This window comes from Salipiger aestuarii (genome assembly GCF_003259905.1).
GTDB classification, from domain to species: Bacteria; Pseudomonadota; Alphaproteobacteria; order Rhodobacterales; family Rhodobacteraceae; genus Salipiger; species Salipiger aestuarii.
Map to the genome: position 1 here is coordinate 59,736 of NZ_QLMG01000004.1, position 22,979 is coordinate 82,714.

Below are 22,979 nucleotides of genomic sequence, written 5' to 3' on the forward strand. Positions count from 1 at the left end.
TGCTTCGGGGCATGAGCGCACCATGGAACAGGTCACGATAGAACGGCTGGGGCATCAGGGCGACGGCATTGCGCCCGGCCCGGTCTTTGTGCCCGGCACGCTGCCCGGCGAGGTGGTGGAAGGTGTCATCGATGGCGGTCGGATGGCCGCCCCGCGTATTGTCACTCCGGTCGACACCCGCGTCAAACCGCCGTGCCGTCACGCCAAAAGCTGCGGTGGCTGCCAGTTGCAACACGCGCGTGACGATTTCGTGGCCGACTGGAAAACCGGCGTGGTGCGCCATGCGCTGGCCGCGCACGGGCTGGACACCGAATTCCGCCCCATCGCGGTTTCGCCGCCGCAAAGCCGCCGCCGCGCGTCGTTTTCAGCCCGGCGGACCAGGAAAGGCGCGCTCGCCGGCTTTCATATGAAAGGGTCCGACGTGATCGTGTCGGTGCCCGATTGCCTGCTGGTGCAGCCCGAACTGGCGCAGGCGCTGCCGCTGGTCGAGGCGCTGTCAATGCTGGGGGGGTCGCGCAAGGGCGAGCTCTCGGTCACCCTGACCGTCAGCGCCACCGGGCTGGACGCGCACGTCTCCGGCGGCAAACCGCTGGACCCGACCGAGGAAATGCAGCTGGCAGAGCTGGCGCGCCGCCACGGCTGCGCACGCATCGCCTGGGACGACGAGGTGATGACCCTGCGCCCGGCGCAACAGGCGATGGGCGCCGCACGCGTGGTGCCGCCGCCCGGAGCGTTCCTGCAAGCGACGCCGCAGGGCGAGACGGCGCTGCTTGGCGCGGTGACCGAAATCGTCGGCACGGCCGCGCATGTGGTGGATCTGTTCGCCGGATGCGGCACCTTCGCGCTGCCTCTGGCGGAAAAGGCGCGGGTGCACGCGGTCGAAGGCGACCGGGCAATGACGGTCGCGCTCGACAAGGGCTGGCGTATGGCCCAGGGGCTGCGCCTCGTCACGACCGAGGTGCGCGACCTGTTCCGCGAACCCCTGATCGCCGAAGATCTCACGCGCTTTGATGCCGCCGTCATCGACCCGCCCCGCGCCGGGGCCGAGGCGCAGTGCCATCAGCTTGCGCGCGCCGCCGTTCCGCGTATCGCGCATGTGTCGTGCAACCCGGTGACCTTTGCCCGCGACGCGGCGACGCTTGTGGCGGCAGGCTACACGCTGGATTGGGTGCAGGTGGTGGACCAGTTCCGCTGGTCCACCCATGTCGAGCTGGCGGCGGCGTTCACGCACAGGTGAGCATCGCCGCGGCTATCGCGCCGCCATCTTTCGCGCTAATGTTGCGGGCAAAAGACCCAAAAACAAAAACGAGCGGACAGATGCGGATTTTCAGGATCATCCTGCTGCTGGGCGCGTGCCTTGCCGTCACGGCGTGCAGCAGCAAGTTCAAGACATACAATGGCCCCGAGATCACCCAGGTGGTGGTGCACAAAAGCGACCGGAGGATGTATCTTCTGCATCACGACAAGGTGCTGGAAAGCTACGACATCGGGCTGGGGTTCGCGCCCAGCGGTCACAAGCGATTCGAAGGCGACGGCAAGACCCCCGAGGGGCTGTATTTCATCGACCGGCGCAACCCGGACTCGCGCTTTCACCTGAGCATCGGGATTTCCTATCCCAATCCGGTGGACCGGGCCGAGGCGCGCGCGATGGGCAAAAGTCCGGGCGGCGACATCTTCATTCACGGACGTCCAAAGGAATACGGCAAGGGCGGGCGCGACTGGACATGGGGCTGCATCGCCGTCACCGACCGCGAAATCGAAGACATCTACGCCATGGTCCGCGACGGAACACCGATCGCCATCCACCCCTGAAAACCGACGATTCGATCTGCGAAATCGTCTCCGTCTTTCGCCGCGGGTCGCGGTTCCAGGTCCGGGTGGCGGCGATCTGCGCCGGGTTCAGCGCGTCGGGGACAACGGCATGCCCCCTGAACAAGCGGCGCAAAACACCGCCGGCCGCGCGAAAACCGAGGGGCGCCAGCACGGTGTGCGGCCGCCTCGTTTCGTTCGCGCGTGCCGCGCAGCCGCCCGCCTGAAGCCGTGCAACGGCTCAGACGCCCTGCTTATTGCGCCAGGGCGATCTGATCGACACCCGGCGTCGCCGCCATGCCCGGCACGCCGGTGGTCAGCGTCCACCAGATCTTGCCGTTGGGTTCCTGGTACCAGGCAAAGCCCAGGTCGCGCGCCGCGGGGTCCAGGATCACGTCGCGTGTGGCGGCGTCTTCCATCCAGGCGGCCAGGGTCTCGGTTTCGGTCTCGTAGGTTTCCGAAATGTTTTCCCCCACGAGCCGCCCGGTGTAGCCCACCCGCCGCACCCGGTCGATCGGCGAAGACCCGTCGGACCCGAAATGCCAGGGCCGGTTCTGCACCGACATGTCGCGCGAATGGGTCGCCGCGGCGGCATTCAGCCGCGCGTTCAGCTGCAACGGCGCCACGCCGCGGGCCTGACGCAGCGCGTTCACCGAATCGAGCATGTTGTATTCGATCTTTGCGGCCTCGGCGGCCGAAATCCGGTAGACTTGGGGAAGCGGTTTGCCGTCGGGACCGAGCCTGGGGGCTTCGGTCGAAGGCGCAGGTGCACAAGCTGCCGCCAGCAGCGCCGCCCCCATCATCACGAACGCGCGTCTATCCATCATCCTGCCTTGGTTGTTTCGTATGAAAAATTCAGATCTCAACCGGATTAGCGCGTCGAGCGTTGCTAATCAAACGCACATCGACGTGATCGCACCGGGTTTGATTTGCGACTGCGGCATTCAGGCCATATCATACGCGCTTGTTATTCGTCTGTCCGGCCTCTGGGCCGGACCCAGCTTGGGGGACAGGATCCACATGGCAGGCAAAGGTTTTGACCGGCGCGCGTTTCTGGCGGCCGGGGCGGCGATGATCGGCACGCCCGCTCTGGCGCAAAGCGTCAACGGTTCCGGCACCGTCGAATTCGAACGCGACATCTCGGCCATCACGCGGCGCAACATATCGAGCTTCCGGTCGCTCGACTGGCAGCCGTATTTCTCGAACCTCAACAGCGGGGCGATCCTGGTGGATACGCAGTCGCGCGCCCTGCATTACTGGGAAGAGACCGGCACCTATCATCTGTACCCCTGTTCGGTGCCGCTGACCGAGGATCTGACCCGCCTGGGCCGCACGCGGGTCGTGCTGAAGGATCCGGAACCCGACTGGCGCCCGACCCCGTCGATGAAAGAGCGCAACCCGGAATGGCCCGATTACGTCGGCCCCGGCCCGGACAACCCGCTGGGCACCCGCGCCATGCATCTGAGCTGGACGTATTACCGCATTCACGGCACCCACGACACGCGCAAGATCGGGCGCAGATCGTCCAACGGATGCATCGGCCTGTACAACGAGCATATCGAGGCGCTGTACAATATGGCCAATGTTGGCACGCAGGTGTTGCTAATTTGACGACACCAGGACGGGTCCCCCATGGGCCGAGCGAGTCACATTGCAATCGTCAGGATTTGCTGCTTAGACGGAAATACGAGGTAAATCTTGGGTGCTTGTCGTGACATTAGAATTTCGACAAGCGATTATCTGGAGGATATCATGAAGAAACTCGCTCTCGCTTCCGTGCTCGCCGCAACCGCTTCGACCGCAATGGCCGGTTCGTATGCAAAAGACGACGTGGTGATGGAGCCCGTCGTGGTCGTGGAAGAAGCACAGCAGTCGTCGTCGTCCGCTGGCATCGTGATCCCGCTGATCCTGCTGGCCGTTGTCGCAGCCGCAGTGTCGGTCGACTGATCACCGGGCTATCCGGTTTGGAATTTGGAAAAGGCGGCGCTCTCGGGCGTCGCCTTTTTCTGTGCCTGATCGCAGTCGGCGGGCGGGTCGTCAGACCCAGCCGCCGAGGTTTTCCGCAATCACCGCCGACAGCGCGTCCACATGCGCCGGATCGTCGTTCAGGCAGGGGATGTAGGTAAAGCTTTCGCCACCCGCATGTTCGAAACTTTCGCGGATCTCTTCGTTGATCTCTTCCAGCGTTTCGATGCAATCGGCGGAAAAGGCCGGGGCGATGACCGCGATCTTCTTCTTTCCCTGGCGGGCCAGGTCGGCAACGTGATCTACCGTATAGGGTTTGAGCCATTCTTCGGGGCCGAACACCGACTGGAACGTGGTGGTGATGCGGCTTTCATCCCAGCCCAGCCGCTCGCGCAGCAGGCGCGTCGTTTTCTGGCATTGGCAATGGTAGGGGTCGCCCTGCATGAGATAGCGTTTGGGCATGCCGTGGTAGCTGACGACCAGCATGTCGGGGTGTTCCGACAGCGCCGCATAGCCGCGCTCGACCGATTGGGCCAGCGCCTCGATATATCGGGGATGTTCGAAATAGGGGTCCACGACGCGGGCGGTGGGTTGCCACGTCTGGTCCATCAGCGCCCGAAAGAACTGATCGTTGGCGGTGGCCGACGTGGCGCCCGCATATTGCGGATAAAGCGGGAAAAACAGGATCTTGCGGCACCCGGCTTTGACCATTGCATCGACCTTGGACCGTGTCGACGGGTTGCCGTAGCGCATGCAGTAATCCACCATCACCCGACCGCCATAAGCATCCTGCATCCTGCTGGCCAATGCGCTGGTCTGCTGCTTGGTGATCGTCATGAGGGGGCTTTCGTTCAGCGTCTCATTCCAGATCGACTTGTAGTTCGCGCCGGAACTGAACGGGCGTTTGGTCAGGATGATGGCCTGCAACAGCGGCTGCCATTTCCATTTCGGATAGTCGATGACGCGGGTGTCCGACAGGAATTCGTTGAGATACCGCCGCATCGGCCAGTATGAATAGTGATCCGGCGTGCCAAGATTGGCGAGCAGCACGCCGACTTTTGGCGCCGTCACGACCGGGTGGTCCGAAGAGGCGTGCGAGGGGCGGCTTGCGGTGTCGTCGAGCATTGTCCTGGCCTTTGCTAAGTACTTTGCTTAGGTATCTCGGATCACGATATCATCAATCGTTCAGCCGCGTTTCCCGCGTATCCAGCGCATCGGCGAGACGTTGTGCCGCAGAGCCGGGGCGCAGCGGCTTTTGCTGGCCGTCATCGGGCGCCCAGCCGGTCAGGGTGACGATCTCGTAACTGGCGGGGATGCGCGCCCCGTCGCCGTAGCTTTCCCCATAGATCTGGGCTGCGCGCAGCATCACCCCGCGACGCGTCGGGCGTTTCAGCCGGTCCGTCAGCGCGTTGGTTTCCCCCATCGCGCGCAGGTCGCGCATCAGGTGCAGCGCGCTTTCGTAGCTTGCGGTCAGGGTAAAGCTGTCGGCGACGGGCAGCGCCAGCCCGGCGCGCTGGATCAGCCCGCCCAGATCGCGGATTTCGCCCATCGGCAGGATACGGGGGGACAGCCCGCCGGTCACTTCGATTTCGGCCTGGCCAAGGGCGGCGCGCAGCTCGGCCAGGGTTTGACCGCCAAGGCAGGTCGCAAGACACAGCCCGTCCGGTTTCAGCGCACGGCGGCACTGCACGAGCTGGCCGACAGGATCGTTCGCCCAGTGCAGCGCCATGGCGTGGATCACCAGATCATGCGCGCCGGGGTCCAGCGCCAGAACATCGTCGTCGGGCACGATGGTCAGGCCGGGCAGCAGGCCGGTCCACAGCTGCGGAAACGGCGTCACCACGGCTGGATTTATAAACGTCTTGTTAACCACGCCGAGGCGATCATGCACCTCGTCCCGCGCGGATTCGTGCAGGAACAGCGCCGGCGCACCCGCCGCGCGTGTTCGGTGCCGGGCAAGGGCGATACGGTCGATAAGGGGCGAGGCTTCGGTCATGAAAGACAGTTAGAATGTTCATGCCCGCGTTGCAAACCGTGCTGAAGATGGTCTACCCGTCGCGCTGCCTGATCTGCGGCGGGCTGGTGGAAACCGATTTCGGCCTGTGCGGTACCTGCTGGCGCGATACGCCCTTTATCGCGGGGCTGACCTGCGATTGCTGCGGAATCCCGCTGATCGGCGATTCGGACGATGCGGAATTCTGCGATGACTGCCTTGTGACGCCGCCGCCCTGGATGCAGGGGCGCGCCGGGCTGGTCTATCGAGACAACGGTCGCAAGCTGGTACTGATGCTGAAACACGGCGACCGGCACGACATCGCGTTGCCGGCGGCCAGCTGGATGGCACGGCAGGCGCGTCCGATGCTGCGCGACAACATGATCGCCGTGCCCATCCCGCTGCACCTGCGCCGCCATTTCAAACGCCGCTACAACCAGTCGGCGCTGCTGTCGCGCGCGCTGGCGCAGGAACTGGGGATCGACCACGTCCCCAACGCGCTGGAACGGCTGCGCCACACCGCCTCGCTTGACGGCAAATCGCGCGAAGCGCGCTACCACGCGCTTGCCGACGCCCTGCGCGTGCGTCCCCGCTGTCGGCACCTGATCGAGGGGCGTCCGGTGCTGATCGTCGATGACGTGCTGACCTCGGGCGCGACGCTTTCGGCGGCAACCGAGGCCTGCCTTGCCGCCGGAGCCAGCGAAGTTTGTATCAGCGTGCTGGCGCGCGTTGCAAAGGAGCCCTAGATCCGCTGAGATAGCCGCAACTGGAAAGGCCCCCCGATGCAAACGATCGACATCTACACCACCCCTTATTGCGGCTTTTGCCACGCCGCCAAGCGTCTGCTGACCTCGAAAGGCGCCGAGTTTACCGAAATCGACGTGGCCAGGGACCCCTCGCGCCGTCCCGAAATGACCCAGCGTGCCAATGGCGGGCGCACGGTGCCGCAGATCTTTGTCGGCAAGACCCATGTCGGTGGCTGCGACGAACTGTATGCGCTGGAACGCGACGGCAAGCTGGATGCGCTGTTGGCCGGGGGCTGACCTTTCCGGTTGACCCGTCAGCGACTTGCAGTCCAGAACGTCCGGACCTCAGGATCGGCGACAAAGATGAACAGCACCGAGACCGCGCTTGCCATATCCCTTTTCAGCGAGATCCTGACTGCGGACCAGCTCTTGCGGAACAGGCTGACGCGCGTGCTGCCCAACAAGATGGAAATCTCGCATTTCTCGGTGCTGAACCATCTGGCGCGCGCACAGTATGAACGCAGCCCCGCGCAGCTTGCGCGCAGCTTTCACGTCACGCGCGGTGCGATGACCAACACCATCGCCAAGCTGGAAATGGCCGGTTATGTGCATATTCGCCCCGATTGGGACGATGCGCGGCGCAAGATGGTGTCGATCAGCACCGCAGGCAGGAATGCCCGCGAGGCGGCGCTGCTGGCCATGGCCCCGGTGATCGCCGATATGGTCGGCGAGCTTGGGGTGACAAAGGTGCGCGCCGCGCTGCCGGTGCTGCGCGAACTGCGCCTCAAGCTTGAAGCGGACTAAAGCGCCTTCAGCGCCCCGGCCATGTTCGAGGCATGGAATTGCGTGATCTGCACCGCAACAACCCCGGCCTGCACAAAGGGGTCACGCGCGACCAGCGCCTCGATCTCGGCCAGGCTGGCGGCCTGCGCGATGACGATGCCGCCGCGGCGCGGCTCTTTCGGCCCCGACATCAGGAACACCCCCGTGGCATAGCAGCCGCGGACAAAATCCATATGCGCGGCCATCGCCTTTTGCACCGCGTCAAACGCCGCCGTGTAGGCGATGTCGATGACAAACAGGCTGTTTCCGGGCGCGATCAGGCTCATGCTGCGTCCTTTGGCGCCAGTGCGGCGGTCACATAATTCACCGACAGGTCACGGTCGGAAATGCGCCAGTCCCACGTCACGGGGTTGAACACATATCCCTTGCGGTCCACCGGGGTCAGCCCCGCCTGGGTCATCAGGCCGAACAACTCATCCGGGGTGATGAATTTTGCCCAGTCATGCGTGCCCTTTGGCAGCCAGCGCATCACCCATTCCGCCCCAAGGATGGCCATGGCAAAGCTCTTGGCGTTGCGGTTGATGGTTGAACACAGATGCAGCCCGCCGGGTTTCAGCAGCGCGCGGCAGGCGGTCAGATACGCCAGCGGATCCGCCACATGTTCGACCACCTCCATGTTCAGCACCACGTCGAACCGGTCGCCGGTCGCGGCCAGCGCCTCGGCCGTGGTATGGCGGTAGTCGATGCTCAGCCCCGATTGCTGCGCGTGCAATTGTGCCACGGGAATGTTGCGCGGCGCCGCATCCACCCCCACGACCGTGGCGCCAAGCCGGGCCATCGGTTCGCACAACAGCCCTCCGCCGCAGCCGATGTCGACGATGTGCAGCCCGTCGAACGGGCGATCACCCGACAGGTCGCGCCCGAATTCCCCGGCCACCTGCCGGGTGATGTAGTCCAGCCGCACCGGGTTCATCATGTGCAGCGGTTTGAATTTTCCGGCTGGATCCCACCATTCGGCGGACATCGCTTCGAACTTGGCAATTTCGGCTGGATCGACGGTGTCGGTCATATCTTGAATTTCCCCCATGGTCATTCGGGCCTGCCTGCCAATATAGTCCGTATATGGACAGATACTCGGGCCAAAAGAGCGCAGTGCAATACCTCTATCCGCCGATCGACCCATTCGACCAACGCATGATCGACATGGGCGATGGGCACAAGATTTATGTCGAACAATGTGGCAACCCCCGGGGCGTGCCGGTCATCGTGCTGCACGGGGGGCCCGGTGGCGGCTGTTCGCCTGCGATGCGGCGATATTTCGACCCCGAGGTGTATCGCACGGTGCTGTTCGATCAGCGCGGCTGCGGGCGCTCGCAACCGCACGCGTCGGTGACCGACAACACCACATGGCACCTTGTGCGCGACATCGAAACCATCCGCGAAACGCTGGGCATCGACGATTTCATCGTGTTTGGGGGCAGCTGGGGCGCCACGCTGTCGCTGGTCTATGGCATCAGCCATCCCGAACGGACGCGCCGCCTTGTGTTGCGCGGGGTGTTCATGATGACCCAGGCCGAGCTTGACTGGTTCTACGGTGGCGGCGCGGGGCAGTTCTGGCCCGAGCCCTGGGCGCGGTTTCGCGATCTTATCCCCGAGGCCGAGCAAGGCGATTTGATCGCCGCCTACCAAAAGAGGCTGTTTTCGGGGAACCTGTCGGAAGAGATACGATTCGCGCGGGCCTGGTCGTCCTGGGAAAACGCCCTGGCCTCGGTTTATTCGAATGGCAATGGCGGCGAGGCGCCCGGAGATTATGCCCGCGCCTTTGCCCGGCTGGAAAACCATTACTTCGTCAATGCGGGCTTTCTGACCGAGGATGGCTGGATTCTGAACAACGTGGACCGGCTGGCGGGGATTCCCGGTGTGATCGTGCAGGGGCGCTATGACATGATCTGTCCGCCACGGTGCGCGTGGGAACTGGCGCAGGCGTGGTCCGACTGCGATCTGCGGATGATTCGCAACGCCGGGCATGCGTTGTCGGAACCGGGGATCAGCGCGGAACTGGTGCGGGTGATGGACAAGATCGCGGACGAAGAAGGGGTGCGGGGCACATGGGCCCGGTAATCCAGCCGCAGACAGCAAGGATCTTTCCGCCGCGACGGGTGTCGCGATGAGCGGATTCAAACGTCGCCGTCTGATCCAGACCGCGTTTGCGGCCGCTGTGCTGGGGGCGTCCGGCCTGGCCGCCGCGCCGGCGCGGATGGGTGGCACGCTCAAGGCCGGGCTGACGGGGGCCTCTGCGGCAGACCGGTGGGATTCGCGCACCCATATGGGCAATTTCATCGGGGCCGCCGCCATTGCCGTGTTCGATACCCTGACCGAGATCGCTGCGGACGGCTCGCTGCGCGGCGAACTCGCCACCGCATGGACAGCCAGCCCCGACGCCCGCATCTGGGACGTGACGTTGCGCGACGGCGTGCGGTTTCACGACGGCGGCGCCTTTGGCGCGCGCGATGTCCTGGCCTCGCTTGCGCTGCACCGCGATGATGCGTCGGGCGCGCGACCGCTGGTCGACACGATCGCCAGCGCCGAGCGTCTGACCGACCACCGCATACGGTTCACGCTGGCGAGCGGAAACGCCGATTTTCCCTGGCTGCTCGCCGATCCCGCGCTGCTGATCTACCCGGCGGATCGCATCCCCGAAGCGATGGCGCGGGGCATCGGCACCGGGCTTTACCGCGTCGACAGCTTCGAGCCGGGGCGCCGCTTTGTCGGGCGCCGCGTCGAAACCCATTACAAGGACGGGCAGGCCGGTTGGTTCGAGCGGGTCGAATTCCTGGCGATGTCCGACGGGGCGGCACGGGTGTCGGCGCTGAGGTCGGGGCAGGTGGATGCCATCGACCGGGTCGCGCCCGCGCGCGCCGCGCGGCTGCAAGATGCACCGGGGCTGCGCCTGCAAAGGGTGGCGGGCAACCAGTATTACGGCTTCGCGATGCAGACCGGCGCCGCGCCCTTTGACGTGTTGCACATCCGGCAGGCGCTGAAACATGCCATCGACCGGCAGGGCATTCTGGACAAGGTGTTGCTGGGGCACGGCAGAATCGGGGCAGACAGCCCGATCGGGCCGCTCAATTCCTACGATGCCGGGCTTGCCGCGCCCGCCTACGATCCCGACCGTGCCGCGCATCATCTGCGCAAGGCCGGGCTGTCGGGTCTGACCGTGGCGCTGGGCGTGTCAGACATGGCGTTCGATGGCGCCCCCGAGGCCGCCGCGCTGTTCGCCGACTCTGCCCGTCCGGCGGGGATCGACATCGTGGCCACGCACGATTCGTCGGGCGATTACTGGCGCGAGACCTGGCGCCAGGCACCGTTTCGCGCAACCGCATGGTCGGGGCGGGTGACTGAGGACTGGATGTTTTCGACCGCACTGCAACACGGCGCGCCGTGGAACGATACGCAATGGGGCATGGCGCAAAGCCCGCGTTTCCAGATGCTGCTGGCCGAGGCGCGGTCCGAACTCGACAGCGCGCGCCGCGCCGGGATCTATGCGGAAATGCAGCACATCCTGCGCGACGAGGGGGGGCTGCTGATCCCGGTCTTTGCCGATCATCTGTCGGCAGTCAGCGACCGCATCGCGACACCGGGGACGCTTGGCACAGCGCGCGCGCTGGACAATGCGCGCCTGGCCGAACGGTGGTGGCGCGCCTGACGGTCGCCCATCGCGCGACCAGCCCCGTCTTGTCGCCGCCGTCCGCGCCCATGGCCGGGGGCGTCCCGGACCATGTTGCGCGCCCTGACAGGGAATGGCCGGCGCCCCGCGTGTCTTACCCTCAACTATCTCGCGGCGCACGAGGGGCCGGTGGCCCCCCGCCTTGCGCCGTCACAACACATATCGGCTGAGGTCCGTCGATTTCGTCAGTTCGCCAAGGTACCTCTCGACGAAGGCCGCATCCACGGTCACCACGTCGCCTGCGCGGTCCGGCGCGTTGAAAGACAGCTCTTCGAACACGCGCTCCATCACCGTGTAAAGCCGCCGCGCGCCGATATTCTCGATGCTGTCATTCACCGATTGCGCGATGCGGGCCAGCGCATGGATGCCGTCATCGGTAAAGGTCACCGTGACCTCTTCGGTTGCCATCAGCGCGGTGTACTGGCGGGTCAGCGCGTTGTCGGTTTCGGTCAGGATGCGCACGAAATCGTCTTCGGTCAGCGGGCGCAGATTGACCCGGATCGGCAGGCGGCCCTGAAGTTCGGGCAACAGGTCCGACGGTTTTGCGATATGAAACGCGCCCGAGGCGATGAACAGGATGTGGTCGGTCTTGACCGGCCCGTGCTTGGTGCTGACGGTGGTGCCCTCGATCAGCGGCAGCAGGTCGCGCTGCACGCCTTCGCGGCTGACGTCGCCGCCACGGGTTTCCCGACGCGCCGCGACCTTGTCGATTTCGTCCAGAAACACGATGCCGTTCTGTTCGACCGCTTCCAGCGCGGCTTTTTTGACGACCTCGTCATCCAGCAGCTTGTCGGCTTCCTCCTGGATCAGGATCGTATAGCTTTCGGACACGGTCAGCCTCTTGCGCGTCTTGCGCCCGCCGAAAGCCTTGCCAAAGATGTCGCCCAGGTTCATCGCTCCCATCTGGCCGGGCTGACCGGGAATTTCCATCTGCCCGAAAGGGTTGGCCGTTTCGGCGACATCAAGGTCAATCTCGGTGTCGTCCAGTTCGCCGCCGCGCAGTTTCTTGCGAAACATCTCACGGGTGCCCTCGCGCGCGTCGGTGCCCGCGATGGCCTCGATCACGCGTTCCTCGGCGGCCTTGTGGGCGGCGGCCTTGACGTCTTCGCGCATGTGTTCGCGGGTAAGCGCGATGGCGCTGTCCATCAGGTCACGGATGATCTGTTCGACGTCGCGGCCGACATAGCCGACCTCGGTGAACTTGGTCGCCTCGATCTTGATGAACGGCGCGCGGGCCAGTTTCGCCAGCCGGCGCGAGATTTCGGTTTTGCCCACCCCGGTCGGCCCGATCATCAGGATGTTCTTGGGATAAACCTCGTCGCGCAGCTCGGGCTCCAGCTGCTTGCGCCGCCACCGATTGCGCAGGGCCACGGCCACGGCGCGCTTTGCGTCCTGCTGGCCGATGATAAAACGGTCAAGCTCGGACACGATTTCGCGGGGGGTGAGGTCGGTCATTGGGCGGCTCCGATCGTTTCAACGGTTAGATTGCCGTTGGTGTAAACGCAGATGTCGGCGGCGATGGCCATGGCGGCGCGGGCCACGTCTTCGGCGGATTTGTCGCTGTCCATCATCGCCCGCGCGGCGGCGAGCGCATAGTTCCCGCCCGACCCGATGGCGGCCACGTCATGTTCGGGTTCCAGCACGTCGCCCGCGCCGGTGATAACGTAAAGCTCGGCCCCATCGGTGACGATCAGCATCGCTTCGAGCTTTTGCAGATATTTGTCGGTGCGCCAGTCCTTGGCCAGATCGACGCAGGCGCGCTGCAACTGGCCGGGGGTCTTTTCCAGCTTGGCCTCAAGCCGTTCCAGCAGGGTAAAGGCGTCGGCGGTCGATCCGGCAAAGCCACAGATCACATCCGCGCCGCCGGGCGACAGGCGGCGCACCTTGCGCGCCGTGCCCTTGATCACGGTCTGACCAAGCGAGACCTGCCCGTCGCCCGCAACCACCACCTGACCACCCTTGCGCACGCCGATGATCGTGGTGCCATGCCAGCCGGGAAATTCCTGATCGGCCATTCTGCGTTCTCCTTAATCCGTGTCGGGGGCGATATGGGGGCTGGACATTGTGCCCGCAAGGCGCTGCCCTTGCCCAGCGACATAAGGCAGGGAGGCGGCGATGGAAATGCGGGGCGATCTGTGGCGCGGTGCGATGGCAAGCTGGCCGGGGCTTGCGCGCCAGATGGCCGAGGATCCGGACGCCTGGGTTGCGGCCCCGCTGGCCCGGCGCGAAGACGCGCGGGTGGCGCGGATTCTGCTGCGGCTTGACGGGCCCGGAGGACAGCTGGCGCTGAAGCATCAGGCGCGCCCCGAAACCGGGTTCGACACCGACATCGCCGCGCACTTGGCGGTGCAGCAGGTGTGGCCCGAGGGCATTGCGCGTCTGCACGCGGTCGATCTTGAGGCGCGTTCCTGCGTGATGGATCATCTGCCGGCCGAGCCGCTGTCGGAGATGATGGGCGCCGCCCCCCTGGCCCGGCAAGAGACGCTTCTGCGGCGCGCCGGGGCATGGCTGGATGGCTTCCATCGCGCGATGCCCGGAGAGCGGCGCATCTTTCAGCCGAAATTTACCATCCGCTACCTGCATGAGGTGATGGCTGAGGTCGCGTCCGACCGGCGTCCCGTTCTGGAACCCCACCGATTTCTTGCATGCGCCCGATCCCTGTGCGCCATGGCGCCCCGGTACGAAGGGGGCGAAACGCAAACCGCGCGCACGCATGGCGACCTGCATCAGCGCAACCTGATGCTTGGGGCCGACCGCGCCTGGGGGATTGATTTCAAGGGCGGCCGCGTAGTGCCGGTGGGGCACGATATTGCCCGCCTGCTGGTGGATTACGCGGTGCTGCATGCGCCCAAGGCAGCGATCCCGCCGGGTGAGGTGCTGCCGCCATCCGCCATGGCCGCCTTTTTCGAGGGCTATCGCGTGATCTCCTCCGGGGACCTGTCGATCGCGCTGCTTTTGCGAAACCGCGTGCTTGCGGAATGGTGGGGTCTGCCGGTGCAGGGGCGCGGGATCGCGCAAGACCGTCGCTGGCACGGGGTCGATCAGCTGGCGGCGCGGGTGTTTCCCGGTCTTTGATCGCGCGCATGAAAAAGGGCACGCCCGATGCCGGACACGCCCTTTTTCTTGCAGTCACAGAGACTGACGGATCAGAGCGAGTCCTTGATCCAGCTTTCGAGCGACGCCTTGGGCGCCGCGCCGGTGCGGTTGGAAATCACTTCGCCGTTCTTGAAAATGAACAGCGCCGGGATGCCGCGCACGCCAAGCTGGGCGGCCATGGCCTGATCCTTGTCGACGTCGATCTTGGCGACCTTGAACTGGCCTTCGTATTGCTCGGCCAGCTCTTCAAGAGCCGGACCGATCTGCTTGCACGGGCCGCACCACTCGGCCCAGAAATCGACCACGACAGGAATGTCGGAGCCTTTGACTTCTTCGTCGAAGGTGGCGTCGGTGACGGGGACGGTGGCCATGGGGTTCTCCTTGCGGGTTTGGCAGCCGGAAACTTGAGGCCGGAACGTAGGAAGAGGGGGCGCGATCGTCAAGGCGCCGTAGCGCGTGACAGCGCATGCGACACAACATCGTGTGGCAGAACGACGTAGTTCTGCGTCGCTGTCCACAGAATGGCCGTTTCGATCCGGCGACCAGGCCAGATCTGGGCAAGCGCCGCCCGATAGGCACCCATCTGGCGCAAAATGCCATCGGGCGTGTCTTCGGGGCGGTCCGGAACGCTGCGGTTGGATTTGAAATCGACCGCCGTCACCACGTCGTCGGTGACGACCAGCCGGTCGATGATGCCGTGAACGCGGCCAAGCCCCGGCAGATCGGCGCTGAAGGGCACCTCGGCAAGGCTGTCCGGCTGCCACAGCCACGCAAGCCGGGGGGCGGCCAGCACGGCAAGCGCCTCGGCGGCGAGGCTGTCGACCTCGTGGGGCGGGTCTTCGGCGATGGCGATGACATGGGGCACCGCCTCGGGGCGCGCGGCTTCGGGCAGCGGCGCGAGATGTTCCAGCAGCAGATGCAAAAGCGCGCCGCGGCGCATTGCCTCGTCGCGGTCCTGGCCATCCTCGCCGCCAAGCGCCTTTGGCCCGCCAAGATCCGACGGAGACAGCGTTTTTATCGGCGCGGCGGGCGGCGGGGCGGGCTGGCGGAACACGTCCGGCAGGTCGGTGTGCCCGGTCGTCGGCGGCGCGGGGGCCTCATGCGCAAGCGCGGACCAGTCGGCGCTGCCCAGCTGCCAGCCGCCCAGCTTTCCGCCCCAGTCGCCGAAATCGTACTGCACCGGCACCGCGCCCGACCGGTCCATCCCGACGCGGACCTTGTCGTACCAGGCTTCGCCCTGCTTGCCGAGTTCCCCCGCCGCGGCGACCACGAGCCATTTCTCGGCGCGGGTCAGCGCGACGTACAGCAGCCGGTCGCGTTCGCGGGCGTCCGCCTCTTTTGCGGCCTCCAGGGCTGCGGCCTGAACGCGAGGCTGTGCGCCGGACGCGGCCTTCCAGACGGTGCCGCCTTCGGCCGCCAGCAGCTGGTCGCGAATGCTGGTGCGCGGGGGCGCGCAATCGGGCAGGATGACGATGGGTGCCTCAAGGCCCTTGGCGCCATGCACGGTCATCACCCGGATCCGCGCCCCGGCGCTGTCGGGCGCGCGCTTGATTTCCAGGTCATCGGTCTGCATCCATTCCAGGAACCCGGTCAGCGAGGGCACCTCGGTCTGTTCATAGGCCAGCGCCTGGCCCAGCAGCGCGTCGATACCATCCTGCGCCTCTTCGCCCAGCCGTCCCAGCAGCCTGAGCCGCCCGTCATGGCGGATCAGGATGCGTTCGATCAGATCGTAGGGGCGCAGGAAATCGGTCTGCCCGCGCAGGTCATCCAGAACGCGCACGGCATGTGGGAATTTTTGCCGCGCTTCGCGCAGAGCCGCCCAGAGATAGCCCTTGCGCGGCTGCGCCAGGCTGTAAAGCTGCTGTTCGGACACTCCGAACAAAGGCGAGCGCAGCGCGGTGGCCAGCGACAGGTCGTCTTCGGGGGTGGACAAAAACCCGAGCAGCGCGCCGATGTCCTTGACCGCAAGCTCGGACATGACCTTGAGCCGGTCGGCCCCGGCAATCGGCAAGCCACGCGACTTGCACGCGCGGATCGTTTCAGAGAACAGCCGCCCCCGCCCGCGCACGAGGATCAGAAAATCTCCGGCATGGGCGGGACGGGTGCGATAGGTGCCGGTCTGGCCGATTTCCTCGGGCAGGGGCTGGCCGATGGTCCCTTCAATAAATCCCGCGATGCGGTTGGCCAGCACAACGGAATGATGTTCCTCGCCCACGCGGTCGACGGGTTCGAACCAGTCGCCATCGTCGTCTTCGGCTTTGGTGGCAGGCACATGCGGCCACAGATCGACACGCCCGGGCATGTCGGATTTGAATGCGCGGTGGGTCTGGTCCGGGGCAAATCCGGCCGCTTCGCGCCCCTCGAAGCAATTGTCGACAAGACGCAGGATCGGTTCGGCAGAGCGAAAACTGTATTCCAGCATCATCCGGCACAGCGGCGCGTCGGTGGCCCGCAGCCGTTGCGCAAATTCATCGGCCATGCGGTCGAATTCACGCGGGTCAGCGCCCTGAAAGCTATAGATCGACTGCTTCTTGTCGCCGACGACGAAAATGGTCCTGCGGATATCGGTGCGCGCGCCGATGCCGGACGTGAATTCCTGGGCCAGTCGTTCGATCACCTGCCACTGTACCGGCGACGTGTCCTGCGCCTCATCGACCAGTATATGGTCGATACCGCCATCCAGCCGGTACAGCACCCATTCCGCCACTCTCGGATCCGAGAGAAGATCCCGCGCGCGCGTTACGAGATCATCGAAGTCCAGCCAGCCGCGCCGCTGCTTTTCCAGTTCATACGCAGGCAGGAACCGCGCGGCGAAACGGTGCAGCGCCTTTTCGCGGTGCAGCGCGGCCAGGGCAAGGCGCGCTTCGCGGGCATCTTCGACCCGCCGCATGAGGCCGTCGAGCGCGTCCATTTCCGGCGCAAGTGCCCCGGTGCGCAGGCCTTTGGTGGGAAAGCCGCCGATCTTGGCGGTAAAAGGCGCCTTGGCGCCTGCGCCTGTAAGGAAAACATTCTCGAACACGGGAAGCGCTGCGAGTGACGGTGCGGTCACCTGCGCCAGCGCGGCGGCGGCCTTGCTGTCGTTGGCGCCGGACCCGGCAAGCGCTGGAACAATGCGGGCCAACAGCTCCATTTCGCCCCCGGCAAACACCTGTGCAAGCACGGTCTCTTCGGAGGTTTCGGGGGGCAGACCGTAAAGCGCGGCGAGATCGGTGTCGCTGCGCGGCGGCAGAAACGCGTCGCGATGGCGGCACAGCTCGGCCAGCAGCGGCGCGGGGTCGGCGGTGATGTGGAACGCAAGATCGGACACAAGTCCGGGCGACGTTTCCGCCAGCCGGTCCAGAACCTGGGCGCGCAACACTTCTGCGGCGCGGTCTTCCATCTCGTGAAACTGTGGAGACACGCGCGCCTCAAGGGGAAAGCGCCGCAAAAGCGCGGCGCAGAACGAATGGATCGTCTGTATGCGCAGGCCGCCCGGCGTTTCGATGGCGCGCGCAAACAGGGTGCGGGCCTGGGCAAGCCGGTCCGCTGGAAGGGTTCCCTCCAGCCCAAGATCCAGCAGTTCGCACCGCAACACATCATCGGCCAGCATCGCCCAATGGCCCAGACGGCGGAACAAACGGTTCTGCATCTCGGTCGCGGCGGCCTTGGTGTAGGTGAGGCACAGGATGTGTTCGGGCAGCACCCCATCCAGCAACAGCCGCGCGACCCTGTCGGTCAGAACCCGCGTCTTGCCCGAGCCCGCGTTTGCCGCCAACCAGGTCGAGGCATCGGGACGGGCGGCACGCACCTGCGCTTCGGTGGCGTCATTCCGGGTCATGTCAGCACATCGCGTGTCGGGGTGTCGATTACGTCCCATTCTCCGAATCGGGAAAGATGGTCATAGTCGGATATATCGGTTTCCTTGAGCAGCGCGGCGCGGGCGGTGTAGCCGCGCGCGGGGTCTGCCCAGGCGGTCATCAGCGCCTCGAATTCCGCCCAGACCTGGGTCGGGGTCACTTCATCCAAAGGCGCGGGAACTTCTCCCGCGGGATTCAGCGCGATAAAGGTGGCCTGGGCGACATGCGCGGGCGCGAAATCTCGGAATGCACCACGTTCCACCATCGCGGCCTCAAGCAGCAGTTGCTTGTCAAAGAACCGCTGTTCCTTTTTCGACGGGGCGCTGCCGGTCTTGTAGTCGTAAAGATGCGCCCCCCCGTGATCGTCAAGGTCGATGCGATCCGCCTTGCCGCGCAGGGTGAACCCCAGCGCCGGAATCTCGGCCTGGCCCATGATTTCGAACCGCGCGGGGCGCGCTGCGGTCTGACGGGCGCGTTCGGTGTCGCAAAACCACCGGGCGACGCGTGCAAGCCGGGCTTGCCACAGATGTCGCGCGGCCGGGAACGGCACGATCAGCGGATCACCCAGGATTTGGTTCGCGCGCGCCATTAACACTTCGGCGGACAGCCCATCGGGATCGGTGGTGCTGTCGCGCACGAACCCTTCAAGCACGTCATGCACCAATGTGCCGCGCAGCAGTGCATCGGGTGCGCGTTGCAGCGGATTGAGCGGCGACAGACGCAGCACGCGCCGCGCGTAGACCGCGAAGGGATCGCGGATCAGCGTCTTGATTTCCGTCACCGACAGGCGTGACGGCCGCGCGGCGACCGGCGGCGCGGGGGACGGGCGCGGCACCGGAGAAACCGGCGCGGGGCGTTCCAGTTCGCGCCCCAACGCAAGCCAATGGGCGCCGCGCGCGCGCATCGCGGCAAGCGCCGCAGGCCCACCCTGATCGGGCAGGCCATTCATCAGGTTCATCAAGCGGTTAACCCAGCGCGACGGGATCGTTTCCGCATCCGCGGTTTTCAACGCGCGGGTGATCCAGACATCCTGAGCCGCGACGGCCTGCTGGAAATCATGCGCCGCAAGGCCGATGCGTCGCTCGGGCACCAGCAGACCGGCCTGATGGCGCATCCGCCGGTTCAGCCAGGGGTCTGCGCCGGGAAGTTCGGGCCACGATCCTTCGTTCAACCCGCCCAGAATCAGCAGGTCGGCGCCCATGACGCGCGCCTCCAGCGTGCCCCAGATCAGGATTTTCGGATGGGGGGCGTCGCGATCGCGCAGCTCTTCGCGCGACAGGATGGCCGCGAACAGGCCGGCATAGTCGCGGGCATCCAGCGTGGTGCCGTGCGCGGCCTCGCTTGCAAGGCGGTCCACTACGGCGCGGGTCTTGCGGCCTGCCGCCTCTTTCCACAGCTCGGAGCCGGGCCCGCCCGCGATGGCCTCGGCGGTGGCCAGGTGGGCGTTGACCCAATCGGCAAGCGGGCGTTTTTGCGGCTTGCGATCCACAAAGAATGCGGCGATCAGCCAGTCGGTCCATTCGGTCAGCGTTTCCGCCGCGCCCCATCCGGCGATCTGTTCCGCGCGCGGATAGGGCCAGCTTTGGCGCCGGATGTGCAGTTCAAGCTCGCGGGTGGCGCGCAGGTGCGGGCCGCGTGCCTCGGCGCTGTGGGTCAGGGGGTGCTTGAGCACCGTCAGCAGCGCCTCGGCGGTCAGATCCGATGTGAAAAGTTCGGCCACATGGCGCAGAAATCGTCCGGGTGGGGACAGCTGCAACGGGATGCCCGCGCTATCGTCCGGGAAAATTTCCCAACGATCCAGCGCGGCGGTCACCTGCCGGGTCAGCATCCGGTCGGGCGTAATCAAGGCGGCGGTGATGCCGTCTTCGGCGGCCTTGCGCAGGCGCAGCGCGATGGCGGTGGCCTCGTCGCGCGGCGATGCGGCCTCAAGCAGCGTCAGGCCGTCGGTCGCCCCGGCAAGATCCGGCAGGCGGGGGCCTTCCTCGCGCCATTGATCGGTGACGGGCGCGGGACGAAGCGCAAGAGAAATCAATCTGTTGCGTTCGGGCGCCGGAGGCATGTCATCGGTCCAGCGGATAACGTCGCGCGGCCCAAGACCAAGATCGTTCATCAGTTTGGCAAAGCGGAACTGCGGATGATCTTCGCCGGAAAGCGCGTCTGTCAGCCCGCTCCACACCGCATCGGGGGTGTCGAAATCGAAACCGGGCAGCACCAAGGCGCCCTGCGGCAGCCGGGCCACCGCGCGCATCAGCCGGTTGGTTCCACCGCGTGATCCGGTCGATCCGGCCAGGATCACCGGATGCGCGGGCGGGTTGTGCCGCCATTCGGCGAGACGTTTTTCCAGCGCGAGACGGCGGAACGCATTGACGTCGGGCGCCTCGGTGGCGCCATCGAAATAATGCTGCACGATGTTGAAGAACTGCTGCGCGCGTTGCCAGTGCCCGGACTCGTCGCTGACATCCAGCGCGGCAATGGTGTCGGGCGACACGCCTTCGTCCTGCATTTCGTCCATCAGCGTTGCCAGGCTGTCGGCCAGGTCGAACAGCGAGGCACGCGGGGCAAGGTCGGGCTGCGACTCCAGCAGTCGGGACACAAGTCCGATCAGTTCGAGCCTGCGTCGCAGCGGCGGCACGGGGGCGGGCAGCCTTGCCAGTGCAACTGGATCCGATACATCGGACAGCAAGCGCATCCGTGGCAGCAGCATCGCAGGGCCGTCATCAAAGACGGCGCGGATCCGGCGCGCCATGCGGGTCGTGTTGACGATCAGTTCGACGCGCGCCATGGCGTCGGGCGGGCGCCCTATCATGCGGGCGCGCAGCCCCTGGACAAGCGCCAGGGGGAAATCCACGCCGGGGGCGAGCGCAAAGACCCGTGCTTGATCGGTCGGTTCAAACATCGGCGCGCAGCATGTCCTGGGCCAGCGCGATGCCGGCCGGGTGGCCCACGTCGCACCAATGGCCGGGGTAGGGCAGGCCGAAAAGACGCGCTTTGGCGGCCATCCCGTTCCACAGCAGGTTCAGCGAAAAGGCCCGTTCGGGAATGTCGGCAAGCCCGTCGGTTTTCAGGATCTGAAAGCCGGTAAAAACATGATCCCCAGATCGGGAAATTTTCCCGCCGCCGTCGATGGTAAAATCACCGCCCCCCTTGCGCCCGACGGCACGGCCGAGCGGAACGCACAGCAAAAGCGCATCCATGCGGTCCGGGTCCCAGGCATCGGCCAGAAGGCGCAGCGGATTGGGGCCGCGCACCAACGCATCGGTGTTCATCGTGAACACCGGACCCGTGCCCAACAGCGGCAGCGCGGCGCGCAGACCGCCGCCCGTGTCGAGAATGTCCGGCGCTTCGCGACTGATCGCGACATGGCGCCCGTCCAGATGGGCGGCAAGCTGATCGGCGCGGTAATGGGCGTTGGCAACCCGGCGCAGCGGACCGAAATCGTCGGCGATTGCAAGCGCATGGTCGATGAGCGGCCTTCCCGCAACCTCGATCAGCGGTTTCGGTCGGTCGGCGGTCATCGGTCCCATGCGGGTGCCGAAACCGGCCGCAAAAAGCATCAGCGCATCGGGCACGGGTGTTTCAGCCTGTCAAGAACGGTTGCGGTGGGCGCGGGGAGCGCGGGGCCGAGTTGCCGTGCGACCGGCGCAAGCGCGGGATGGCGAAGATCGGCCTGCAAATGCGCCCAGACGCGGGGAATAAGGTCGATGTAGCCGGGTTTTCCCCGCGTGGCGGCGAGCCGGGCAAAGACCCCGAGAATGCGCAGATTGCGTTGCGCGCCAAGCACGGCCAGCGCGGCGGTCAGCGGCCCTTCGGCCAACCCGGTGGCATCAAGATACTGGCGGATCGCGGCGTTTGCGATGCCGGGGCGCAGGTCGCGGCGCGCGTCTTCGATCAACGAGACAAGATCGTAGGCGCGATGCCCGGCCAGCGCATCCTGAAAATCAAGCAGGCCCGCGCGGGCTGGGCCGTGGCGGTGTGGCAGCCACAGAATGTTTTCGGCGTGATAGTCGCGCAGGACCATGACATCTGTTTCCGGGGCGTGGGCGGTCAGCGCTTCGGTAAAGGCGGCGATGACGGCGGCTTTGGCACCGATCGGGGCGCCGGCGCCGGCGGCATAGCAATCGAAGGCGAGATCGGTCATCGCGGCCAGCCGATCCGGGGTCGCCTTCGGCAATGGCGGCGCGGGGTGCCGGTGCAGTTCGACCAGCGCGTCGACGGCGGCGCCGTAAAGCCGGCGTTCGGTGTCCGCGTCGGTGGCAATGCGCGCGATCAACGCGTCGCCAAGGTCTTCAAGCAGCAGCTGACCGGGGGCTTCGGCAAGAATGCGCGGCGCGCTCAGACCCAGTGCGCAAAGCTGCCGTGCGAGGCGGGCAAAGACGTGCACGTCGCCGTCGGGGTCGTCCATCAGAATGGCCGTCCGGCCGTTCAACGTCAGGCGGGTGTAGCGGCGGGCCGAAGCGTCCCCCGCCAGCGGAGCCGCCTGCGCGGCCTCCCATCCCGCAGCCGCGAGAAAGCTCATGACCCGACCCCGGCCATGTCCAGGAGGGTGTTCCAGCGCGGCGCGCTCCAGTCAAGGGCGACGCGGCGCAGATCGTCCGGGTCCGGATCGCCGGGAACGGAAAAATCCAGCGTCAGAGCATCGCCAGGGGTCAATCCCGCCAGCCGGTCGGGCCATTCCACGATGCAGATCGCGGTTTCAAAAGCGTCGGCCAGACCAAGTTCGTCGCATTGGTCGGGACCGGAGAGACGGTAAAGATCCGTGTGACAGACCTCGCCCGCGCGGGTGTCGTAGACTTGGACGAGGGTGAATGTCGGCGAGGGCACATCTTCGGGCCGATCTTGCAGCGACTGAATGAGGCATCGGGCGAAATGGGTTTTGCCCGCGCCGATTCCCCCCGACAGCAACAGCACGTCGCCCGGCGAAAGATGCGCGCCAAGCGTCCTTGCCAGGGCGCAGGTCGCATCGGGGGACGGCAGGGTAAGCACGGTGCGCGGGCTGGTCATGGCGCAAGGATACCGCGCGCTTC

The 22,979-nt window shown here is 65.8% G+C and carries 23 protein-coding genes; 10 read left to right on the forward strand and 13 right to left on the reverse strand.

What is annotated here, in order from left to right:
* The first annotated feature begins 22 nt into the window (after positions 1 to 22).
* On the forward strand, positions 23 to 1,237 hold the full coding sequence (locus ATI53_RS03635) for a class I SAM-dependent RNA methyltransferase (protein ID WP_009505547.1): 1,215 nt from the start codon (positions 23 to 25) through the stop codon (positions 1,235 to 1,237).
* Between the two features lie 80 nt (positions 1,238 to 1,317).
* Positions 1,318 to 1,812, forward strand: coding sequence for a L,D-transpeptidase family protein (locus tag ATI53_RS03645; RefSeq protein WP_009505548.1), 495 nt, complete (start codon positions 1,318 to 1,320; stop codon positions 1,810 to 1,812).
* Between the two features lie 251 nt (positions 1,813 to 2,063).
* Here ATI53_RS03645 and dalA read toward each other — a convergent pair whose 3' ends face one another.
* Positions 2,064 to 2,633 (reverse strand): divisome-associated lipoprotein DalA, encoded by a 570-nt coding sequence (dalA, locus tag ATI53_RS03650; RefSeq protein WP_009505549.1) that lies wholly within the window; start codon positions 2,631 to 2,633, stop codon positions 2,064 to 2,066.
* Between the two features lie 196 nt (positions 2,634 to 2,829).
* Between dalA and ATI53_RS03655 the strand changes: the two genes are divergently transcribed.
* Both ATI53_RS03655 and ATI53_RS03660 read left to right on the forward strand, forming a co-directional pair.
* Complete coding sequence (locus tag ATI53_RS03655; protein WP_009505550.1) at positions 2,830 to 3,420, forward strand: L,D-transpeptidase; 591 nt, start codon at positions 2,830 to 2,832, stop codon at positions 3,418 to 3,420.
* 141 nt (positions 3,421 to 3,561) lie between these two features.
* Positions 3,562 to 3,756: a ferrochelatase gene (locus tag ATI53_RS03660; protein WP_009505551.1), complete on the forward strand. Its 195-nt coding sequence runs from the start codon at positions 3,562 to 3,564 to the stop codon at positions 3,754 to 3,756.
* A 90-nt stretch (positions 3,757 to 3,846) separates the two neighbouring features.
* Here the strand turns inward: ATI53_RS03660 and hemH are convergent, their stop codons facing one another.
* Complete coding sequence (gene hemH / locus ATI53_RS03665) at positions 3,847 to 4,899, reverse strand: ferrochelatase (RefSeq protein WP_111549747.1); 1,053 nt, start codon at positions 4,897 to 4,899, stop codon at positions 3,847 to 3,849.
* 52 nt (positions 4,900 to 4,951) lie between these two features.
* Entirely contained in the window at positions 4,952 to 5,770 is an 819-nt protein-coding gene (locus ATI53_RS03670) for a methyltransferase domain-containing protein (RefSeq protein ID WP_009505554.1), read from the reverse strand.
* Positions 5,771 to 5,784: 14 nt separating this feature from the next.
* Here ATI53_RS03670 and ATI53_RS03675 point away from each other — a divergent pair, with 14 nt between their 5' ends.
* From ATI53_RS03675 to ATI53_RS03685, 3 genes are all read left to right on the forward strand, one after another.
* Positions 5,785 to 6,513, forward strand: coding sequence for a ComF family protein (locus tag ATI53_RS03675; RefSeq protein WP_111549748.1), 729 nt, complete (start codon positions 5,785 to 5,787; stop codon positions 6,511 to 6,513).
* 36 nt (positions 6,514 to 6,549) lie between these two features.
* Positions 6,550 to 6,810 carry a glutaredoxin 3 gene (grxC, locus tag ATI53_RS03680; RefSeq protein WP_009505557.1) on the forward strand — a complete coding sequence of 87 codons (261 nt, stop codon included), beginning with the start codon at positions 6,550 to 6,552 and terminating at the stop codon, positions 6,808 to 6,810.
* A 66-nt stretch (positions 6,811 to 6,876) separates the two neighbouring features.
* Positions 6,877 to 7,317 (forward strand): MarR family winged helix-turn-helix transcriptional regulator, encoded by a 441-nt coding sequence (locus ATI53_RS03685; protein WP_009505559.1) that lies wholly within the window; start codon positions 6,877 to 6,879, stop codon positions 7,315 to 7,317.
* Here the strand turns inward: ATI53_RS03685 and ATI53_RS03690 are convergent.
* Both ATI53_RS03690 and ubiG read right to left on the reverse strand, forming a co-directional pair.
* Positions 7,314 to 7,622, reverse strand: coding sequence for a YciI family protein (locus ATI53_RS03690; RefSeq protein ID WP_009505560.1), 309 nt, complete (start codon positions 7,620 to 7,622; stop codon positions 7,314 to 7,316). The two genes, ATI53_RS03685 and ATI53_RS03690, sit on opposite strands and share 4 nt — an antisense overlap.
* Positions 7,619 to 8,365, reverse strand: coding sequence for a bifunctional 2-polyprenyl-6-hydroxyphenol methylase/3-demethylubiquinol 3-O-methyltransferase UbiG (ubiG, locus tag ATI53_RS03695; RefSeq protein WP_051989505.1), 747 nt, complete (start codon positions 8,363 to 8,365; stop codon positions 7,619 to 7,621). Before ubiG ends, ATI53_RS03690 begins: the two co-directional genes overlap by 4 nt.
* 53 nt (positions 8,366 to 8,418) lie before the next feature.
* On the opposite strand from ubiG, the gene pip reads away from it, so the two are divergent.
* Complete coding sequence (pip, locus tag ATI53_RS03700; protein ID WP_111549749.1) at positions 8,419 to 9,417, forward strand: prolyl aminopeptidase; 999 nt, start codon at positions 8,419 to 8,421, stop codon at positions 9,415 to 9,417.
* A 46-nt stretch (positions 9,418 to 9,463) separates the two neighbouring features.
* A complete protein-coding gene (locus ATI53_RS03705; RefSeq protein ID WP_111549750.1) occupies positions 9,464 to 11,002 on the forward strand; it encodes an ABC transporter substrate-binding protein in 1,539 nt (512 codons plus the stop codon).
* Between the two features lie 171 nt (positions 11,003 to 11,173).
* Here ATI53_RS03705 and hslU read toward each other — a convergent pair whose 3' ends face one another.
* Together hslU and hslV are read right to left on the reverse strand one after the other, a co-directional pair.
* Positions 11,174 to 12,478, reverse strand: a complete 1,305-nt coding sequence (hslU, locus tag ATI53_RS03710; RefSeq protein WP_009505568.1) for an ATP-dependent protease ATPase subunit HslU — start codon at positions 12,476 to 12,478, stop codon at positions 11,174 to 11,176.
* Positions 12,475 to 13,038 (reverse strand): ATP-dependent protease subunit HslV, encoded by a 564-nt coding sequence (hslV, locus tag ATI53_RS03715; RefSeq protein ID WP_009505570.1) that lies wholly within the window; start codon positions 13,036 to 13,038, stop codon positions 12,475 to 12,477. Before hslV ends, hslU begins: the two co-directional genes overlap by 4 nt.
* Positions 13,039 to 13,138: 100 nt before the next feature.
* Between hslV and ATI53_RS03720 the strand changes: the two genes are divergently transcribed.
* Positions 13,139 to 14,098 carry a phosphotransferase gene (locus tag ATI53_RS03720; protein WP_111549751.1) on the forward strand — a complete coding sequence of 320 codons (960 nt, stop codon included), beginning with the start codon at positions 13,139 to 13,141 and terminating at the stop codon, positions 14,096 to 14,098.
* 71 nt (positions 14,099 to 14,169) lie between these two features.
* Here ATI53_RS03720 and trxA read toward each other — a convergent pair whose 3' ends face one another.
* From trxA to tsaE, 6 genes are all read right to left on the reverse strand, one after another.
* Complete coding sequence (gene trxA / locus ATI53_RS03725; protein ID WP_009505573.1) at positions 14,170 to 14,490, reverse strand: thioredoxin; 321 nt, start codon at positions 14,488 to 14,490, stop codon at positions 14,170 to 14,172.
* Positions 14,491 to 14,558: 68 nt separating this feature from the next.
* Positions 14,559 to 17,936, reverse strand: a complete 3,378-nt coding sequence (gene addA / locus ATI53_RS03730) for a double-strand break repair helicase AddA (RefSeq protein WP_111549752.1) — start codon at positions 17,934 to 17,936, stop codon at positions 14,559 to 14,561.
* Positions 17,933 to 20,851 (reverse strand): double-strand break repair protein AddB, encoded by a 2,919-nt coding sequence (addB, locus tag ATI53_RS03735; protein WP_111549753.1) that lies wholly within the window; start codon positions 20,849 to 20,851, stop codon positions 17,933 to 17,935. The genes addA and addB overlap by 4 nt, the downstream gene beginning before the upstream one ends.
* Positions 20,844 to 21,509: a nucleotidyltransferase family protein gene (locus ATI53_RS03740; protein WP_240778542.1), complete on the reverse strand. Its 666-nt coding sequence runs from the start codon at positions 21,507 to 21,509 to the stop codon at positions 20,844 to 20,846. Before ATI53_RS03740 ends, addB begins: the two co-directional genes overlap by 8 nt.
* Positions 21,509 to 22,471, reverse strand: coding sequence for an aminoglycoside phosphotransferase family protein (locus ATI53_RS03745; RefSeq protein ID WP_111549755.1), 963 nt, complete (start codon positions 22,469 to 22,471; stop codon positions 21,509 to 21,511). The genes ATI53_RS03740 and ATI53_RS03745 overlap by 1 nt, the downstream gene beginning before the upstream one ends.
* Positions 22,468 to 22,956, reverse strand: coding sequence for a tRNA (adenosine(37)-N6)-threonylcarbamoyltransferase complex ATPase subunit type 1 TsaE (tsaE, locus tag ATI53_RS03750; RefSeq protein WP_111549756.1), 489 nt, complete (start codon positions 22,954 to 22,956; stop codon positions 22,468 to 22,470). Before tsaE ends, ATI53_RS03745 begins: the two co-directional genes overlap by 4 nt.
* Positions 22,957 to 22,979: the final 23 nt, after the last annotated feature.

What these genes read in the sequence shown, in the direction of transcription:
- ATI53_RS03635 (WP_009505547.1), top strand. Translation starts at nt 23, where the DNA reads ATGGAACAGGTCACGATAGAACGGCTGGGGCATCAGGGCGACGGCATT.
- ATI53_RS03645 (WP_009505548.1), top strand. Translation starts at nt 1,318, where the DNA reads ATGCGGATTTTCAGGATCATCCTGCTGCTGGGCGCGTGCCTTGCCGTC.
- dalA (WP_009505549.1), bottom strand. Translation starts at nt 2,633, where the DNA reads ATGGATAGACGCGCGTTCGTGATGATGGGGGCGGCGCTGCTGGCGGCA.
- ATI53_RS03655 (WP_009505550.1), top strand. Translation starts at nt 2,830, where the DNA reads ATGGCAGGCAAAGGTTTTGACCGGCGCGCGTTTCTGGCGGCCGGGGCG.
- ATI53_RS03660 (WP_009505551.1), top strand. Translation starts at nt 3,562, where the DNA reads ATGAAGAAACTCGCTCTCGCTTCCGTGCTCGCCGCAACCGCTTCGACC.
- hemH (WP_111549747.1), bottom strand. Translation starts at nt 4,899, where the DNA reads ATGCTCGACGACACCGCAAGCCGCCCCTCGCACGCCTCTTCGGACCAC.
- ATI53_RS03670 (WP_009505554.1), bottom strand. Translation starts at nt 5,770, where the DNA reads ATGACCGAAGCCTCGCCCCTTATCGACCGTATCGCCCTTGCCCGGCAC.
- ATI53_RS03675 (WP_111549748.1), top strand. Translation starts at nt 5,785, where the DNA reads ATGTTCATGCCCGCGTTGCAAACCGTGCTGAAGATGGTCTACCCGTCG.
- grxC (WP_009505557.1), top strand. Translation starts at nt 6,550, where the DNA reads ATGCAAACGATCGACATCTACACCACCCCTTATTGCGGCTTTTGCCAC.
- ATI53_RS03685 (WP_009505559.1), top strand. Translation starts at nt 6,877, where the DNA reads ATGAACAGCACCGAGACCGCGCTTGCCATATCCCTTTTCAGCGAGATC.
- ATI53_RS03690 (WP_009505560.1), bottom strand. Translation starts at nt 7,622, where the DNA reads ATGAGCCTGATCGCGCCCGGAAACAGCCTGTTTGTCATCGACATCGCC.
- ubiG (WP_051989505.1), bottom strand. Translation starts at nt 8,365, where the DNA reads ATGACCGACACCGTCGATCCAGCCGAAATTGCCAAGTTCGAAGCGATG.
- pip (WP_111549749.1), top strand. Translation starts at nt 8,419, where the DNA reads ATGGACAGATACTCGGGCCAAAAGAGCGCAGTGCAATACCTCTATCCG.
- ATI53_RS03705 (WP_111549750.1), top strand. Translation starts at nt 9,464, where the DNA reads ATGAGCGGATTCAAACGTCGCCGTCTGATCCAGACCGCGTTTGCGGCC.
- hslU (WP_009505568.1), bottom strand. Translation starts at nt 12,478, where the DNA reads ATGACCGACCTCACCCCCCGCGAAATCGTGTCCGAGCTTGACCGTTTT.
- hslV (WP_009505570.1), bottom strand. Translation starts at nt 13,038, where the DNA reads ATGGCCGATCAGGAATTTCCCGGCTGGCATGGCACCACGATCATCGGC.
- ATI53_RS03720 (WP_111549751.1), top strand. Translation starts at nt 13,139, where the DNA reads ATGGAAATGCGGGGCGATCTGTGGCGCGGTGCGATGGCAAGCTGGCCG.
- trxA (WP_009505573.1), bottom strand. Translation starts at nt 14,490, where the DNA reads ATGGCCACCGTCCCCGTCACCGACGCCACCTTCGACGAAGAAGTCAAA.
- addA (WP_111549752.1), bottom strand. Translation starts at nt 17,936, where the DNA reads ATGACCCGGAATGACGCCACCGAAGCGCAGGTGCGTGCCGCCCGTCCC.
- addB (WP_111549753.1), bottom strand. Translation starts at nt 20,851, where the DNA reads ATGTTTGAACCGACCGATCAAGCACGGGTCTTTGCGCTCGCCCCCGGC.
- ATI53_RS03740 (WP_240778542.1), bottom strand. Translation starts at nt 21,509, where the DNA reads ATGCTTTTTGCGGCCGGTTTCGGCACCCGCATGGGACCGATGACCGCC.
- ATI53_RS03745 (WP_111549755.1), bottom strand. Translation starts at nt 22,471, where the DNA reads ATGAGCTTTCTCGCGGCTGCGGGATGGGAGGCCGCGCAGGCGGCTCCG.
- tsaE (WP_111549756.1), bottom strand. Translation starts at nt 22,956, where the DNA reads ATGACCAGCCCGCGCACCGTGCTTACCCTGCCGTCCCCCGATGCGACC.